Raw genomic sequence first — 16,297 nt, 5'->3', positions numbered from 1 at the left:
TGTGAATGGAAGTTATAACATCATGAGAAAAGCAGTCCCAAATGTCTTTGACGATGGGATAGAGGGCATTGTAGTTTGCCCAGTGAGGATCACACCTACAAAATAAGACCTAAGATATTTGTCTATGGTTTTATGAACTATTTGCCGCATCACTTCCAGTACCCTGAGTAATTGAGAGATTAGCAAAACTTAAACCAGCACTTAATCCTAGAAAATCAACCCCAGCGGTGAAATCTACAATTACATCCCACCCTTTATCTGATTGCAACACGAAAGTATCGCTACCATCGCCACCAGTTAGGGTATCAAAACCAAAATCACCGGAAAGAATATCCTTGTCTAAATCACCAAAGAGACGATCGTTATCTTGACCACCATAAAGAGTATCAGCTTCTTGACCGCCGTAGAGAGTATCTTGACCGAAATTGCCGTAGAGAACATCATTTCCTAAATTGCCATACAAGACATCGTTATCTTTGCCACCCAAGAGAATATCGCTGCCCTTACCACCGTAAATACTATCATTGCCTACATTGCCGTTGATAATATCATTGCCTAGATTGCCATTGAGAAAGTCGTTACCCCCATTGCCATACATCATGTCATTCCCGGCAGCACCCAGAATGGTATCAGCACCTTCAGTTCCCATGAGAGTATCATTGCCTTCAGTGCCTAAAATTTGATTGCCAGTGGTAATGAGCTCAGGAGTTCCTGTAGGATCTGGTTGTTCGCCAAACCAGATAACTGCGTATCCTTTGTAAATACCAACACCCAAGGCATTCCATTGCAGATTTTGCCATATTCCTTGGTTGAGGATAGCTGCATTATGTGCGGGGCTGTTTTTCCAAGCTTGTAGCGCATCCGTCGCCGTCGCTACATAATTGCCTGTACCGCCAAAAGCGTTTTCGTAACCATAACCAGAGTACCCTGTGTTAAACCTTTGGGGCGCTGTCCACATAGCGGGATAAGTGCTAGGGTTGTTGGGGTCGTAAGGAGCATCACTCCAAGAGTGAGTTAAAGTACCAATATTTTCTGCTAAATCTTGGACGTGGCGGTTAGCAACAGTACTCAGCGCTTTGGATGCTGCTATTGGTGCTAGTCCATTTTGGGCGCGATATTCGTTGATTAAATTGTAAAGCTTGGTTTCTTCCGATTCAAAGCCGTCTCCGGGAAGGTTCGAGTAAATATTGACTGTCATGGTAATTTTTCCTTAAGTATCAAAAAGTAAATGTACGCAAACAGGAATAACAATTGATACCAGTTTGGTTGTGATTATGTTCGCCGCAATAATTTCATTGATTGCTAAAATGCTTAATCCTGGTTGAATTTATAATTCCCACAAAAGATCAAAATATCAGTATCGAAGCTAAAATTTTTTTGTTTTTTTACAAAAGTGTTACCTATTCTGTTAGCGGCAAAGAGCAGGGGAACTGAAACTAAATCAGGAAAATTAGGCAGAATTTTTTTTTACAAGGAAGATTGGCTTTCCGAAAGGTAACTATGCTAACCTGTTTAGAATCGCTACACTGGCTGATACAGTTGTATTTTCATCTTGGTTCGCCCAGCGCCAAATGGTTCATATCAAGCGCATGGAATTATCCCACTTCAAGTCCTTCGGCGGCACTTCCCAAGTCCCTCTGCTGCCGGGGTTTACGGTTATTTCTGGGCCAAATGGTTCGGGAAAATCGAATATTTTGGATGCGCTACTGTTTTGTTTAGGTCTTGCTAGTTCTAAGGGGATGCGTGCGGAACGCTTACCTGATTTGATTAACCACAATCACCAAACTAATCGCGGAACTGCTGAAGCTAGCGTTACCGTGACTTTTGATTTGTCCGATGAACCTGGGTTTTTTGCTTCTGAGGAGCAGGGGAGCAGTGGGGTAGGGGCGCACCCGCGTGTGCGCCCGGAGCAGGGGAGCGAGTCTGCTGCTGATACTGCTGAATTAAATGGAGATGGAGAAAATTCCCAATCCCCAGTCGTAGGGGCGATTCATGAATCGCCAACACCCCAGTCCCCAAAAGAATGGAGTGTGACGCGGAAGTTGCGGGTGACGAAGCAGGGGAGTTATACCTCGACTTACTTTATTAATGGGGAGTCTTGTACGCTGACGGAGTTGCACGAGCAGTTGAACCGTTTGCGGGTTTACCCGGAAGGTTACAATGTGGTGTTGCAGGGGGATGTGACTAGCATTATTTCGATGAATGCTAAGGAACGTCGGGAAATTATTGATGAGTTGGCGGGTGTTGCTGCTTTTGATCGGAAGATTTCTCAGGCGAAGGAGACTTTAGAATCGGTTAAGGAAAGGGAAGATAGTTGTCGGATTGTGGAAAGGGAGTTGATTTCGCAGCGCGATCGCCTTTCCCAAGATAGAATTAAGGCGGAAAAGTATCAGAAACTCCGCGCCGAATTACAGGATAAGGAAAAGTGGGAGGTTGTCTTAGTTTGGCAAACTCTCCGAAATCAAGAATTTCAGTTACGGGAGCAAATTGCATTAGGCGATCGCAATTCTACCCAATTAACTGAACAACTGGAAACTCTCAATCAACAAATTCGGGAAGTTAGCGCTGAGTTAGAAGTATTGAATGCCAAAGTTAAAGCTCTTGGCGAAGAAGAACTTTTATCATTACAAGCGGTTTTAGCAACTCAAGAAGCTGAGAAACGTCAGTTACAATTACGTCAAACGGAATTAACTACGAGTTTTAATGAAACGGAAAAGCGGTTAAGGGAAACTCGGCAAGAGATTGAGCAACATCAACAAAATTTGGCGCGAATTTCTGAAGAACAGGAACTTGTTAGAAATGAATTGATTGGATTGGTGGCGCTGCGAGATGCGGCACAGTTAGCGGTTAATCAGAGTCGGGAGAGTGCTAGTGCGATCGCATCTTCCTCAGAAGCTTGGGTTCAACAACAAACTTCCCTAAATCGTCAAGTTGAAAATCTCTTAGCAATCATCGACCCCCAACGTACAGAACAAGCGCAATTAAGGGAACGTTTTACTAATTTAGAAAGATTAGTTGAAGAACAAACCCAACTTTTAGAATCTTTAACACCGCAGTTAGAAAGTAAACAATCTCGTGAGGTTGATTTTGAAAATCAATTACAAGAATCTGGAGAGAAAGTACAGCAGTTAGCGGAAAGATTATCTTACTCTGAACAAGAGTTGAAATTGCAACAAGACACGCAAAAACGCCTGTCTCAAGAACAGCGAGAAAAGCAACGACAACTCGATAAATTAGAAGCGCAACAACAAGCGCAACAAGAAGCTCAAGGAACTTACGCGACTAAGTTAATTTTACAGTCGGGAATGCCGGGAATTTGTGGTTTAGTTGCTCAATTAGGTAGGGCTTTTCCCGAATATCAATTAGCTTTGGAAACTGCTGCTGGTGCGCGTTTAGGACATCTGGTGGTAGAAGATGATGGGATTGCGGCGGCGGGAATTGAATTATTAAAACAGAAAAAGGCGGGAAGAGTTACCTTCTTACCTTTGAACAAAATTCATGCACAAAAAGTTACGCCGATCGTGGCTTTAAGATATGCTAATGGATTCATTGATTATGCAATTAATCTGATAGAATGCGAACCGCGATATCGGGATATTTTTGGTTACGTTTTTGGGAGTACGATCGTATTTAAAACCCTGAGCGATGCGAGGCAATTTTTAGGTCAATACCGCATGGTGACTTTAGATGGGGAATTGTTAGAAGCTAGCGGGGCGATGACTGGTGGAAGTGTTAGTCATAATTCTGGGTTACACTTTGGGACAGGTCATTCTACTGAATCGGTAGAAGTAGTGAGTTTGAAGAATAGATTGCATGATATCGAGTTAGTTTTGGAGAGATGCGAACAGAGTATTGGGAAACTGAATCAAGATATAAAACAACTGACTCAGCAGTTAAGTGAAGCGAGACAAGAACGCCGGGAACAGGAGTTACATTTTGAACAGTTGAAGAGAGAAATTAATGGGTTGAACGAACAGCGATCGCAACTGAACTCCCAAATCGCCAAAAATACCTTAGAATTAGCTAGTGCCAAATCTCGCTTGCAAGTTCTAGAAACTGAATTACCCGCCAACGAAGCGAACTTAGCGCAATTAAGACAAAGTTTAGCTGAGTTGGAACAGTCGCAAATTCACAGCGAATGGCAACAAATGCAAGCGACGATCAAAGTTCAAGAAGCGGAACTAAATCAACGGGAACAAAATCTGCGAAATGCTGAACAAAGATTGAAAGATTTAGAGAATCAAAGTCAACTTTTAGAATCAAGAATTGGCGAATGTCAGCGACGGGTAGGAGAATATGAAACCCAAAGAAATCTGCAACAAGAACAGTTAACTACTGTGACTAATCAAGACTTGGAACTGAATGGTAAAATTGCCGAAACGCAAGCGGCGATGATTCAAGCAGAAGCGAAATTAGGAGAAGAGAAAAAGACAAGAGATGCAAGGGAAAATAAATTGCGTCAACTACAAAAATCGCAACAACAAACCGAATGGGAACTGCAAAAACTGCAAGAAACTCAAGCTGCACGTCGGGAAGAATTGACAAATGTTCAAACGCAAAGACAAGCTCAAGAAAGCGAATTACCCGAACCTTTGCCAACCGTACCAGAGAATACGAATTTAGAAGAATTGCAGAAAGAAATGCGGAGTTTGCAAAAGCGGTTGCAAGCGATGGAACCCGTGAATATGTTAGCGTTAGAAGAGTACGATCGCACCCAAGCGCGTTTAGATGAACTCACAGAAAAACTAACAACTTTAGAAGCAGAACGTACCGAACTGTTACTGCGAATTGAAAACTTTACAACCTTGAGATATCGAGCTTTTAAAGAAGCATTCGACGCAGTGAATGAGAACTTTCAGAAAATCTTTGCCGAACTTTCCGAAGGTGATGGTAGCTTAACATTAGATAACCCGGAAGATCCTTTTGCTGGGGGACTCAACTTAGTAGCACATCCTAAAGGAAAACCAGTGCAAAGACTAGCTTCCATGTCAGGAGGAGAAAAATCTTTAACCGCCTTGAGCTTTATTTTCGCCTTACAACGCTATCGCCCATCACCTTTCTACTCCTTTGATGAAGTAGATATGTTCTTAGATGGAGCAAACGTCGAACGATTAGCTAGAATGATTAGACAACAGGCCAATCAAGCACAGTTTATCGTGGTTAGTCATAAAGGCCCTATGATTAAAGCAGCCGAGAGAGTAATTGGAGTGACTCAAGCAAGGGGAGCATACACCCAAGTTTTGGGAATTAAGTTGCAAACTGCGACCAAACCTAACTAAACTTTCTTTCATTAAGATTGGTATTGTAAAAGGGTTTTTAACCAGGATTCGGGATAAGTTAATGACATCTGATCAGATCCGCCTTCGCTCAGAAATATTGGGTACACAGGTAATTACTCGCGACACGGGTAAACGCCTGGGTGTAGTAAGTCAACTTTGGGTAGATATCGATCGCCGAGAGATAGTGGCGCTCAGTTTACGAGATAATATACTTGGGATCGGCGGTATACCCAGAAATATGCTTTTAGAACGCATCCGTCAAATAGGTGACGTTATTTTGGTAGATGATGATAGCGTCTTAGAAGATGATGTAGATGTAGAAGCATATAGTAATCTAGTCAACTGTGAAGTAATTACAGAAACAGGCGAGCCTCTGGGCAGGGTAAGAGGTTTTAAGTTTGATATTGAAGACGGTAAACTGACTTCTTTAGTTATTGCTTCGGTAGGTTTACCACAAATTCCCGATCGGGTTGCGGGTTTTGAGACAATAAGTACTTATGAGTTACCCATTGAAGAAATTGTCAGCAGTGGCCCAAATCGGTTAATCGTATTTGAAGGTTCCGAAGAAAGACTGGTACAATTAACCGTAGGCGTAATGGAACGCCTGGGTATTGGTAGAGCACCTTGGGAACGGGAAGAAGACGAATTTGCGCCTCCTGTAGCTATTAAACCAGAAAATCAATTGCCTAAAGGAGAACCTTTGCGTGCAGCTAACCCCCAACCAGTTCGCATCAACAAACCTGTTGTAGAACAAGAATGGGATGATGATAACTGGGAAGCAGAGCGTCCGCAACCTTTACGCAAAATGGCGCAAGCACAACCAGTTTACGAGGAAGAGTTAGAAGAAGCAAATTGGAGCGAACCCCCGCAACGGACTTACGCGCAAAAAGCCTACCCGGAACCGGAAGCGCCACGTTTTGATAACCGGAAATATGAGGATGAGGAGGAAGACGTTTGGGCGGATGATGAAGCGCCTAAACCTTACAAAGCTCCCAAGATAAATATTCCTGAGAAGAAGAAAGCGCCGGAGTACGAAGAGGAAGAACGGTACTAAAATTTTGGGTTTTTGATAGTAAGCGGTGGCTTCTTTAGGGAGTCGCCGCTTCCGGTTTATTTGTAGGGTGTGTTAGCGCAGCGTAACGCACCATTATTTAGTTTTGGTGTGGTAATTTTAGGCTTTTTTTGAACGCAGATGAATGCAGATGAAAGCAGATGTTAATATAGCTTTATTGTTGCGTCTCACGTAATTTAGTAAGTTTTTTATCTAATCTCTCAAACGCAACTTCAAGAGGGAATTTTTCACCTCGTTCTAGATGTGCTTGTCCAATTTCTACTTTTTTGCGAGTTTCCTTTAACCACTGTTCGTAACTAATGCTTTGTTTTTCTAACAAACGTAGTGCTGCGGCGATCGCTTCTTCTGCATTAGCAAAAATTCCTCGTTCAATTTGCGATTGGATAAACTGTTCTTGTTCTGGCTTGAGAGTAATATTCATTGCTTCTTGCCCCTTATGTACTTAAAGTAATAGTAAAACTAAATAAGATTTTCCACAATTTGCGATCGATCTTCTCTTCCCTTCCTTCGCGTTCTTCGTGTCTAAGTGCTACGCACCGCTACGCGAACGTGGTTCAATAAAAAAAGCGATCGCATTTCTCCACAATAAAACCTCTCTCGCTATATGTCGTTAAATTTAGGATTATGTAACTAGAGTATTTAGTTAACCCTTAAATTTCGCACTTCCTCCAAGTTTAATCCTGTTGTTTGACTGATAGTTTGGTCGTCTAATCCTACATCAATTAATCGCTTGGCAATTTCTCGCCTGTTTTGATTAACCGCCTTTGTAATTGCATTGCGCTGATCGTAAATGTAAATTTCTCGCTTTTCTAAATCTTCCAACTCATCACGACTTAAGTTTGCTTGATTAGCAATTGCAAAAGCTTTTAGAATTTCGGGAATTTCCCCTATTTCCTCTGGTACAGTTTCTAAACTCCTAGCGGTTTTGAGGAAATAAATCCATTTATCGGTGAGGGTTTCTAACTGAGCCAATTCTTTGTTAAACTTGGGCAATTCTACAAACACTAACTCAATATCATAAATTGAATAATCAACCAAGTAATCTTGCTCTTTGAGGGCAAAGCGAGAAATTACTTTATCCCAATTGGAAAACATTTCAAAATCGGTAATTGTTAGAGCAATTACAGGATTTAAAAGGTTGTAATTTTCTCCAGCATCCAGTTGAATTGAATAAGCTTTGGCGGCGTTGTATAAAATGGGCTTTTCAAAACCTTCAACGTTCAATACTTGCATTTCAATAATTACAGTTTTGTCGCCTGTAATTTTGGCTTTGACATCTAAATAAGTATCTTTAACGCCTCTAATTTTCGGTGCTAGATAAGGGTTGAGTATTTCTAAATCTTCAATGGTGGGATTGCCGTTATAAAGTAAGGCGTTTAAAAAGCTGATTAAAATGTCTTTGCTTTGTTCAGAACCAAAGATTTTCTTAAAGGCAAAGTCGGTTTTAGGGTTGATGAATCTCATTGTTCATCCTCATAACGAAAAGCTTATTTTTTGCGACTAGGTGCGGATTTACCCAAGTAAATTATCTTAGAATCAGGAGGAATAATAATCCAATTTAGCTGTTTTAACCGATTTTTAAGATTAGATATAGTAACACCAAGATCTTTAGCCATTGCATAAAGATGAGGCAATCTTGTTAAATCTTTTCCTATTTGCATTTCCTCTAAGATATATTGAGGCATTAGTAAATGACTAGCAAAACGTTGAGCTTGCCACTCGATTTTTTGCAGATGAACACCCAGAGGACGACACAAAAACGCTTGCACATCTATGTCAATCCCGTGTTTTATCCTTTCCTCAAAAATACCAGCAGCCTTTTGGTCGATATGAAGAACCCAGTGTCCAAGTTCATGGGCTAAGGTTGATTCCTCAAAACCTTTAGGCCGTTCTAAAATATCTTCATTAATTTCTATCAGACGCTCCAGAGGTAAAATCCGAGCGGCTATCTGTCCTTGAGAATCTGGTGCTATCCTATCCCAAACAACATCCAGCCCCAAAAATTCAGCCACACGAGTAGCATCTAAAGGCCACTTTGGAGCATATTTAGGCGTTGCCTGCATCCGCTTGAGAATGTCATTTGCTTTCGCCTCAATTTCGCTGTCGGGAATGTAGCGATACGGCTTGATAATATCCAACCTTTCCAACCTTACTTCTCCTCATTTTCTGATTGTCTAGCCTCCCGAAATATCTTTTGGGCAAATTCGGGATTTTCTTGCATTCGACGGAACAAAGCAGGCATTGATTGATAATGCTGCTTCAGAAAATTTTCATCACGCTGAGGGATACGACCAGCAAGGAAAATTAACTCCTCTTCGTCCAAATCCAAATTGCGTGCTAATGATCGGATGACATCCTCTTTAGGAGAATAGTCTGCACGGTCATTTTCTAACTTGGACAGGTATGTAAAATCCAATCCTAGCAGCTTCGACAGTTCGCGTTGACTGTAGCCCTTATCCTTGCGAGCTTCACGGATAAGCTTGCCAAAAGTGTGTTCCACGTTTTTTTCCCTACTTACTCATGAATCATACTAGTGCTTGACGAAAAAATCAAATTTTGTTGACGAAAAAGCCAACATCTGTGATAGGATATATAGAGTTGAATAAAAAGCCAATATAAATAAAGGCACTATATATGGAATATATTAATGACTCAGGCGAATATAAGGCACTTTATCTAGAGCAGATGAACACCACCCAGCAAGGCAATCTGATAAATTTGACCACACAGACAGGACAGGGAGTGGAGATATACATTCGTCAGCCGAGTTCATTCATGGTTCAAAACTTGGAGCGAGTCATCCCAGATTGGAATTTGCCTGTTTTGTGGGTTGTCGTTGTCTTGCAGCAATCTCGATACCAGATGTTAGAAAGCACAGATCACATAGAGAGGGAAAAAGAACGACTTCGGGAAAAGTTCATGCGCTTTGGATTTGATTTGGCATTTGATTTGCGCGATCGCGGATTTTTGGCAGATTTGATTGACCCTAGAACTGGCTATCCTTTGCTCTCACGCATAGGAGAAATCCGCCATGATGATACAGCTGCGGTAGAAGCACTCTTGGGTTTCCCAGTAATTCAGAATAACTGTCGTGTACTAGAACATCCCAACTGGGGAACCGCAGTTTATCCAAGTATCTTAATGTCTTCTGCTTCCCCAAAAACCATCAAGCCTGTACTGAAAAAAGTAGCAACTCAGCATGGTTGGAAGACACTAAAGACAGAATTACAGCTATCTATTTCAGGAGTTTAAACTTATGAAAACACCTTGGCTACCCTATGCAAGTTTTAATATTTGGTCACAGTTTGTTCCGGCTATTGGGCAAGAACACTACCACTGTGACATGAAGCGTGGTTTTGCGAGGGCGCAAAAGAAAGAACCATTGGTAAAAGCACTTTTAGAGCAAGATACCATAATTCAACATATTGGTTTGCTGGCACAGATGGCTGTTTACGAATTTCATCAGGATATCCAACTGTTGCAACACTCAGATGGGGTGGAAAAAATAGCAGAAAACCTGAAATTAAGCCAAGAGCCAATAGAGGTTCAGCAGCGACTTATTGCAATTATCAAAAACTACCATAAAAATCCTATCTTACTCGGAAAAAATATCGTCAAATTGAGCCGAGGAGATGAAGGTTTTCCTGAACCGATACAGATTAAACATGGTAATTATTGGTTCAATTTGTTTGCGGCTATTGACAGCATCTTCATTGAATCAGACGGCAAGTTACACATTTTAGATTTTAAAACTGGTAAATCTGATTTTGACAGAAGACAAGCATTTGTTTACCTTCTAGCTGCTACCTACCTCTACCCAGGCAAGAAAGCTGTTGCCTCATTCTATAACTTGGAAAGTAGTAAATGGTCTGAGCCAATTACTGCAACAAATGCTCAACTTAACGCCATTCAGAATGAGTTAGCAAGAATCGCCCAACGGCATCAAGCAGAGTTAAGCCGTTACAAGAAAAATCTAGGTGACTTTGCCCAAATTTTTCCTGCCAATCCTGGCTTTAACTGCCGCTACTGTCAATTTAGTTCAATATGTAAATTTTCTCTTTCTGAGGTTCCCGCATGACTGCTACTGATTCATCTACCCAAGCTGTGACATCTTTTAGTGAAGTTTTTCCTTTGAAATACTCACAACTCAAATTAATGTGTTTTCGATTAACTCCTGAAATTGAACAAAAAGATGGTAATCGTTTAAGCTACCATTTTAGTCGAAAGCTACCGGAAACTGTGGTTATATGGCACAAGCCTTATTTTTGGGTTTTAGCAGCAAGTAATAGTCACCTACCTAGCCAAAATCAATTAAAAGAAGTGTTAACAACTATTCAAGATGAAGTGGAAGGTTTTCAGGAGCGGTTTTTTTCATTCCAATGGGTACGTCAGCCACAAGAAACACCCTCGATTATTTCCCAGTTAGCTGTTCAGATTTTGAATAAAACTCAATTTTCATATCCAGTTGTTTTCTCAGATAAAGGAGTTGAAGTTAGGAGAGAACCGGATTTTTGGGCTGAAATTATTAAATTAGAAGGCGAGTTACAGCCAGCTATAACTTTAACTGTTTTTAGCAGTATTGTATTTCGGGAAAATTTAGCTGATTTCTATGAAAATCATCCTCAAAGGCAAAACCCAGAACAACTTTTAATCGGTTTGAAAGTTCAAAGTATTGAACGGGGTAGTAACGCCACAATTGTCGGTATTGTCGGAACTATGGAGGAATATAGAAAAGACTTGCTGGAAAAAGCCACTGGTTCTATTAGTAAACAAGCACTAAAAGAGGCTCCTGACGCTCAACCTGTAGTTGCTGTACAATTCGGTAAAAGTTCAAACCAATATTATTATGCTATGGCAGCTTTACGTCCTTGCGTTACCTCAGACACTGCTGACCAATTTGAGGTGGAATATGGGAAGTTACTCAAGGAAACTAAAATTTCTCATAAAGATAGGACAAATCTTTTAAGTCAATACAAAACAACAGCTAAAAATGCTTTAAAAGCTTATGGATTTGAAATAGAACGTAGTATTAATAGGATTGAGCATCCATCTTTATTTTGGGAACCAGAAAAGCCACTTGAGGAAACTACTCTATTGTTTGGAAATAACTTTGAAGGAAAGAGAGGTAATATACTAACAGGTCTTAAAAAAGGAGGTGTTTATAAACGTCACGATGATTATCAGGATAAATCGCGAGTAATCCAAATTGCAGCATTGAAACTTTGTGATGTGAAAGTAAATCAGTTCTTGGATCAGGTTAAGCAACGTCTTCGCAGCTATGGATTTGAGAGTGAAATAATTACTAAACAACCTTTGTCAATCAATAATTTGAGTATAACTGAGGCAAGAGCGGCTATTGAAAAAGCTGTTCATGGATTAGTTGCTGTACCGCATGATATTGTTTTGTCATTTCTTCCTCAAAGCGATCGCTATGCTGATAACAGAGAGGAAGGTAGCTTTTATTATCAAATTTACTCGTTGTTGCTGCGTCGTCAGATTGCTAGTCAAATGATTTATGAGGATACTTTGAGTAATCCTGGTAACTATCAGTATGTTCTAAATCAGGTGATTCCAGGGATTTTGGCAAAATTAGGAAACTTACCTTTCGTTCTGGCTGAACCTTTAGAAATTGCTGACTATTTTATTGGTTTGGACATTTCCAGAGTTTCTAAAAAAAGGCAAGCTGGTACGATGAATGCTTGTGCAAGTGTGCGCCTTTATGGGAGACAAGGGGAGTTTGTTCGCTATCGATTAGAAGATGAAGTAATACCAGGTGAAGAAATTCCCCAAAGATTGTTAGAACGATTGTTACCAGCAGCAGAATTAGAAAATAAGATTGTCCTAATTTACCGAGATGGCTCTTTTGTTGGCAAGGAAGCTAACTATTTAGTAGAGCGAGCTAAAGCAATTAACTCTCAGTTTATTTTGGTGGAATGTAAAAAGTCTGGTGTTCCCCGACTGTACAATCTGAACGATAAAGTGGTGATAGCACCATCAAAAGGATTGGCACTTCTTTTATCATCTCGTGAAGCGATTCTAGTGACAACTAAAGTTTCTGATAAAGTAGGTTTAGCTCGTCCCATACGTTTAACAGTTCATGAGCTAGGACATCAAGTTCCTATTGTAGATGTTCTAAAAACTACACTGAAATTAACACTACTACATCATGGTGCATTAAAAGAGCCTCGCTTACCTATGCCGCTGTATGGATCTGATCGTATGGCTTATCTGCGATTACAGGGTATTCGTCCTAGTTTAATGGAGGGCGATCGCCAATTTTGGCTATAAAAACATCAATAAAAGAGGAACACAATGATAATTGAATTACACCCAGAGTATTTAAGCAAAAAGGGAAAGAAAGAATTTCTTGTCCAATATTGTAGTTAAAGAAATCGAGCCAGTTCCTACTAATAACTCACAAGCTGTATTTCCCAGAGCAGCAATCAAAATCCGCCAGCATTGGAAACAGGGAAAATTCCCGGAAAAAACTTGCTGGGCATCATGATTTAAGGTTCGTGTAAAGATGGGTAAATAGCGATATGCCTACGGCAGGCTATGCCAACGCACTTCCTCAAAATAAGCTCTCCCTTCTCTTCCTTCGCGCTCTTCGCGTCTTTGCGGTTCAATAAAAAAGATCGATCGCACTTTCCCCAAAACATCTCAACAGCGATCGATCCTGACAATAACATTTGCACAGATAACGAACAGCTACAGCCGTGATAGGAAGGTAAACTGGTCAATTCCAGGAAACTACTGATTTACACAACAAATTTTCATATTTTTACTGAGCATTACAACAATAAATGTAGACCTAACATCTTAATTATTAAATTTTTAAAATTTCTCCAAAAAATAATTTATAAAATTTAATTTCTCAAGAAGGGAATCAACTTCTATTTTCCGTAAGTATACTGAAGTCACTTTATTGGCAGTGGTTCAATAATAGAAATATCAAAAGACTTCGGTCTAAGCAATAAAATACTTTTCCAGCTAATCAATATGAATTGCTAATCAGCCTTTTGATGCAGCTAGATTTAGCATGAGGAGGCATATTTAATGCTTCATAAAATAGCATTATCTGTTTTAATTTGTGTCCTATCTCAAGGATGTTCAACTAATATTAAACAGGAGTCACCCCCACAACTTACTGAGGCTAATCCTGTTATTATCAATCAGCTACCAGCTGATGATTTGTCAACAAGAAAGCGGCGACAGTGGCAAGCTTTAATGGCACAATCAGTTGCCAATCCAAAGGTAAACAACGAAAACAGCGCATCTGTTTCAATTAAGCAATTCTCTGCTGGCGATCCGCGAATTAAAAATGAGGTAGCGCCAAGTAGAAGCCAAATCCAAAGTACAAATTCTTTGCAGTCAGTTAGGGGAGGTAACTATATGACTCTAACGCCGACTGGAAGAACTAACTCTGTAGGTAATCCGCTTTATCAAATTGGTCTGTATGCCAACGGACAGTTTGTGGGAACTTATTTTGCCGTAAGTGGAAGGGCATATACTCAAAACCGAAATCGCAATCAATCGGGGACAGAAGCACCTTTACCAGATGGAATGTACAGAGTTGCTAGATCGGCTGTCTCTGGAAGTAATCCAGAAGTTGGTGGACGTTTTTTACCAATACAACCTTTGTTCCGCACAGGTCGTTCAGCATTAGGCATTCATTATGACCCTTCCTTTGAAAAAAACAATGGGGAAGACGGGACGGAAGGATGTATTGCACTGACTAATAGATGGGAACTTGACGATTTGTTGAACTACGTTCGCACGTATCAACCTGAATATCTCGAAGTCAAGCTTCAGCAATAGATTTACTTACTTACTCAACTAATACAAAAGGATAAGACAATGTTAAAAACTTTAATGGCTAGTGTACTAATTCTGGGTATAGTGTTTCCAGTAACAGCGCAAGAAGGGCCAGGAAGAGGACGAACGGATTACAACCCTGACATGGCACAGGGACGGCAACAATTGGCTCGTGTTTGTACTCGCGATCAATCAGGTGGTCGTCTGTCTCTACGCACTGGGCCAGGTCGGGAATACGGTAAGGTTAAAGAAATTCCTAACGGGCAAGCGGTGCGCTTGATTGATGGACAGTATGGCCCTGATGGTTACTATTGGTGGAGAGTTTCCCATAATGGAAGACAAGGTTGGGTAAGAGCCGATTATGTCTGTGATGACCCTCAATAGACTATCAAAATAACAAAGTATCAGTTTTCGCATAAATAATTCCTCACACTAGTCAGAATTTCTTTAAGAGAATTTCTGGCTTTTTTTATCTTTACTGCTTATTCATTGGAAGTAGCTAACTTTGGGCAAAGAGCGATATGCCTACGGCAGGCTATGCCAACGCACTTTCCCAAAATAAGCTCTCCCTTCTCTTCCTTCGTTTCCTTCGCGTCTAAGTGCTACGCACCGCTACGCGAACGCGGTTAAATAAAAAAGATCGATCGCACCCTACCCACCACCCCAATTTACTATATTCAATTGTTTAAGTAACATTGAAGCAATTTGATTCACTGGTAAAATGTGTTTTGCCGCACCTAAAGCGATCGCTTCTTTCGGCATACCAAACACTACACAACTCGCTTCATTTTGAGCAATTGTTATACCTCCAGCTTGCGCGATCGCTAACATTCCATCTGCTCCATCGCGACCCATACCTGTTAACAAAACCGCAATATTTGCGGCACCATAACATTTAGCTACAGAAGCAAAAGTAACTGTAACTGAAGGACGATGACCAGAAACAGGCGGCGAATTAGTACACAGAAATCTACCGAAACCATCTAATTCTAAATGTCTACCTTCAGGAGGGAAATAAACTACTCCGGGTTGAGGTATTTCGCCAAATTTAGCAATTTTTACTGGTAGCTGGCATTCTGTTCCTAACCAATCTACTAAACCCTGTAAAAATCCCTCACTAATATGTTGTACACAAAGGATTGGTAAGGGGAAATTCATCGGTAATTGAGAGAGAATAGTATTGAGTGCTTGTGGCCCTCCTGTAGAAGCACCAATAGAGACAATTTTAGGTTTTGAATGATGATTTTGAGATGGCGAATTAATTGCCGGATGTCGTGAAAAGGGAATATTTGTTTTAGTTTCTAACTTAACTGATTGGCGATCGACTGATATGGTAATATTACTATTGCGACGATGCCTAGTAAACACAGTCACACCAGAAAGAATTTTGATTTTGCTAATTAACTCCTGTTTGAGCAATTCATATTCTTCAACTGAGGGAGAGCGAGGTTTAGGAAAAACATCAACCGCACCCGCATTCAGCATTTTAAAAGTAGTTTGGCTATCTTCTGCTTGCACAGAAGCACTAATTACCAAAATTGGTCGAGGAAACCGCATCATTACTTCTTCGGTAAATTCTAACCCATTCATTTGTGGCATGTGGTAATCTGTACAAATTACCTGTGGCTGAAGTTTAGGAATTAATTGTAAGGCTTCTCGACCATGACGAGCAGTGCCGACAACTTCGATGTCTGGAGATGTGGCTAAAATGCGTTTTAGGATTACCAAGGCTACTGGTGAATCCTCAACTAATAAAACTCGAATTGGCATTTTGTTCATTTGTCATTTGTCATTTGTCATTCGTCATTGGTCATTTGTTTTTCGTCTTTTTGCTCATGACTAAGTAGGTAGATCTAAATAAAGTAAAATAAAGGCGGGCAAGATGCCCACCCCACAAGAAAGCTGAAAAAATTGTGGGGTGGGCAGATTGCCCGCCCCAGTGATAGATAACGATTTTCACTTTGTTTATTTGGACCAACGTAAAATATAAGCCGAAGTTAACATTCCTGAATACGGGGTCGTTAACTTAAACGAATTACAATTAGTGGTCTTTCGTGACCCACAAAACGGGGAGTACAATTCAAAACAAATCTTGACAAGCAGAACAATTCAGCCCTTAGCCTTTTTTGAT

Annotated in this window: 14 protein-coding genes; 8 read left to right on the top strand and 6 right to left on the bottom strand. The window is 40.6% G+C overall.

What is annotated here, in order from left to right:
- Positions 1-130 precede the first annotated feature (130 nt).
- Positions 131-1,198: a CAP domain-containing protein gene (locus ACE1CC_RS36035; RefSeq protein WP_413275246.1), complete on the bottom strand. Its 1,068-nt coding sequence runs from the start codon at positions 1,196-1,198 to the stop codon at positions 131-133.
- A 373-nt stretch (positions 1,199-1,571) separates the two neighbouring features.
- Between ACE1CC_RS36035 and smc the strand changes: the two genes are divergently transcribed.
- Both smc and ACE1CC_RS36025 read left to right on the top strand, forming a co-directional pair.
- The gene (gene smc, locus ACE1CC_RS36030) at positions 1,572-5,279 is read left to right on the top strand and encodes a chromosome segregation protein SMC (RefSeq protein WP_413275245.1); all 3,708 of its coding nucleotides are present in this window, start codon (positions 1,572-1,574) and stop codon (positions 5,277-5,279) included.
- A 61-nt stretch (positions 5,280-5,340) separates the two neighbouring features.
- Positions 5,341-6,333, top strand: coding sequence for a PRC-barrel domain-containing protein (locus tag ACE1CC_RS36025; RefSeq protein ID WP_413275244.1), 993 nt, complete (start codon positions 5,341-5,343; stop codon positions 6,331-6,333).
- A 172-nt stretch (positions 6,334-6,505) separates the two neighbouring features.
- On the opposite strand, the gene ACE1CC_RS36020 is transcribed toward ACE1CC_RS36025, so the two are convergent.
- From ACE1CC_RS36020 to ACE1CC_RS36005, 4 genes are all read right to left on the bottom strand, one after another.
- Entirely contained in the window at positions 6,506-6,772 is a 267-nt protein-coding gene (locus ACE1CC_RS36020) for a ribbon-helix-helix domain-containing protein (protein WP_413275243.1), read from the bottom strand.
- A 218-nt stretch (positions 6,773-6,990) separates the two neighbouring features.
- On the bottom strand, positions 6,991-7,815 hold the full coding sequence (locus tag ACE1CC_RS36015; RefSeq protein ID WP_413275242.1) for an Rpn family recombination-promoting nuclease/putative transposase: 825 nt from the start codon (positions 7,813-7,815) through the stop codon (positions 6,991-6,993).
- A 23-nt stretch (positions 7,816-7,838) separates the two neighbouring features.
- Complete coding sequence (locus tag ACE1CC_RS36010; RefSeq protein ID WP_413275248.1) at positions 7,839-8,489, bottom strand: ImmA/IrrE family metallo-endopeptidase; 651 nt, start codon at positions 8,487-8,489, stop codon at positions 7,839-7,841.
- 11 nt (positions 8,490-8,500) lie between these two features.
- Complete coding sequence (locus tag ACE1CC_RS36005) at positions 8,501-8,851, bottom strand: helix-turn-helix domain-containing protein (RefSeq protein ID WP_413275241.1); 351 nt, start codon at positions 8,849-8,851, stop codon at positions 8,501-8,503.
- A 134-nt stretch (positions 8,852-8,985) separates the two neighbouring features.
- Between ACE1CC_RS36005 and ACE1CC_RS36000 the strand changes: the two genes are divergently transcribed.
- The 6 genes from ACE1CC_RS36000 to ACE1CC_RS35975 all read left to right on the top strand — a co-directional run bounded on the left by ACE1CC_RS36000 (position 8,986) and on the right by ACE1CC_RS35975 (position 14,550).
- Positions 8,986-9,603, top strand: a complete 618-nt coding sequence (locus tag ACE1CC_RS36000) for a methylmalonic aciduria and homocystinuria type D protein (RefSeq protein WP_413275240.1) — start codon at positions 8,986-8,988, stop codon at positions 9,601-9,603.
- A gap of 4 nt (positions 9,604-9,607) precedes the next feature.
- A complete protein-coding gene (locus ACE1CC_RS35995) occupies positions 9,608-10,429 on the top strand; it encodes a PD-(D/E)XK nuclease family protein (RefSeq protein WP_413275239.1) in 822 nt (273 codons plus the stop codon).
- The gene (locus ACE1CC_RS35990) at positions 10,426-12,639 is read left to right on the top strand and encodes a Piwi domain-containing protein (RefSeq protein ID WP_413275238.1); all 2,214 of its coding nucleotides are present in this window, start codon (positions 10,426-10,428) and stop codon (positions 12,637-12,639) included. Before ACE1CC_RS35995 ends, ACE1CC_RS35990 begins: the two co-directional genes overlap by 4 nt.
- Positions 12,640-12,718: 79 nt before the next feature.
- Positions 12,719-12,856: a hypothetical protein gene (locus tag ACE1CC_RS35985; RefSeq protein ID WP_413275237.1), complete on the top strand. Its 138-nt coding sequence runs from the start codon at positions 12,719-12,721 to the stop codon at positions 12,854-12,856.
- A 551-nt stretch (positions 12,857-13,407) separates the two neighbouring features.
- On the top strand, positions 13,408-14,169 hold the full coding sequence (locus ACE1CC_RS35980; RefSeq protein WP_413275236.1) for a L,D-transpeptidase family protein: 762 nt from the start codon (positions 13,408-13,410) through the stop codon (positions 14,167-14,169).
- Between the two features lie 39 nt (positions 14,170-14,208).
- On the top strand, positions 14,209-14,550 hold the full coding sequence (locus tag ACE1CC_RS35975) for an SH3 domain-containing protein (RefSeq protein WP_413275235.1): 342 nt from the start codon (positions 14,209-14,211) through the stop codon (positions 14,548-14,550).
- A gap of 267 nt (positions 14,551-14,817) precedes the next feature.
- Here the strand turns inward: ACE1CC_RS35975 and ACE1CC_RS35970 are convergent, their stop codons facing one another.
- Complete coding sequence (locus ACE1CC_RS35970) at positions 14,818-15,945, bottom strand: protein-glutamate methylesterase/protein-glutamine glutaminase (RefSeq protein ID WP_459563962.1); 1,128 nt, start codon at positions 15,943-15,945, stop codon at positions 14,818-14,820.
- Positions 15,946-16,297: the final 352 nt, after the last annotated feature.

Source organism: Floridaenema aerugineum BLCC-F46, assembly GCF_041929345.1.
Taxonomy (GTDB): Bacteria; Cyanobacteriota; Cyanobacteriia; order Cyanobacteriales; family Aerosakkonemataceae; genus Floridanema; species Floridanema aerugineum.
This window is presented reverse-complemented; position numbering and strand designations above follow the sequence as displayed.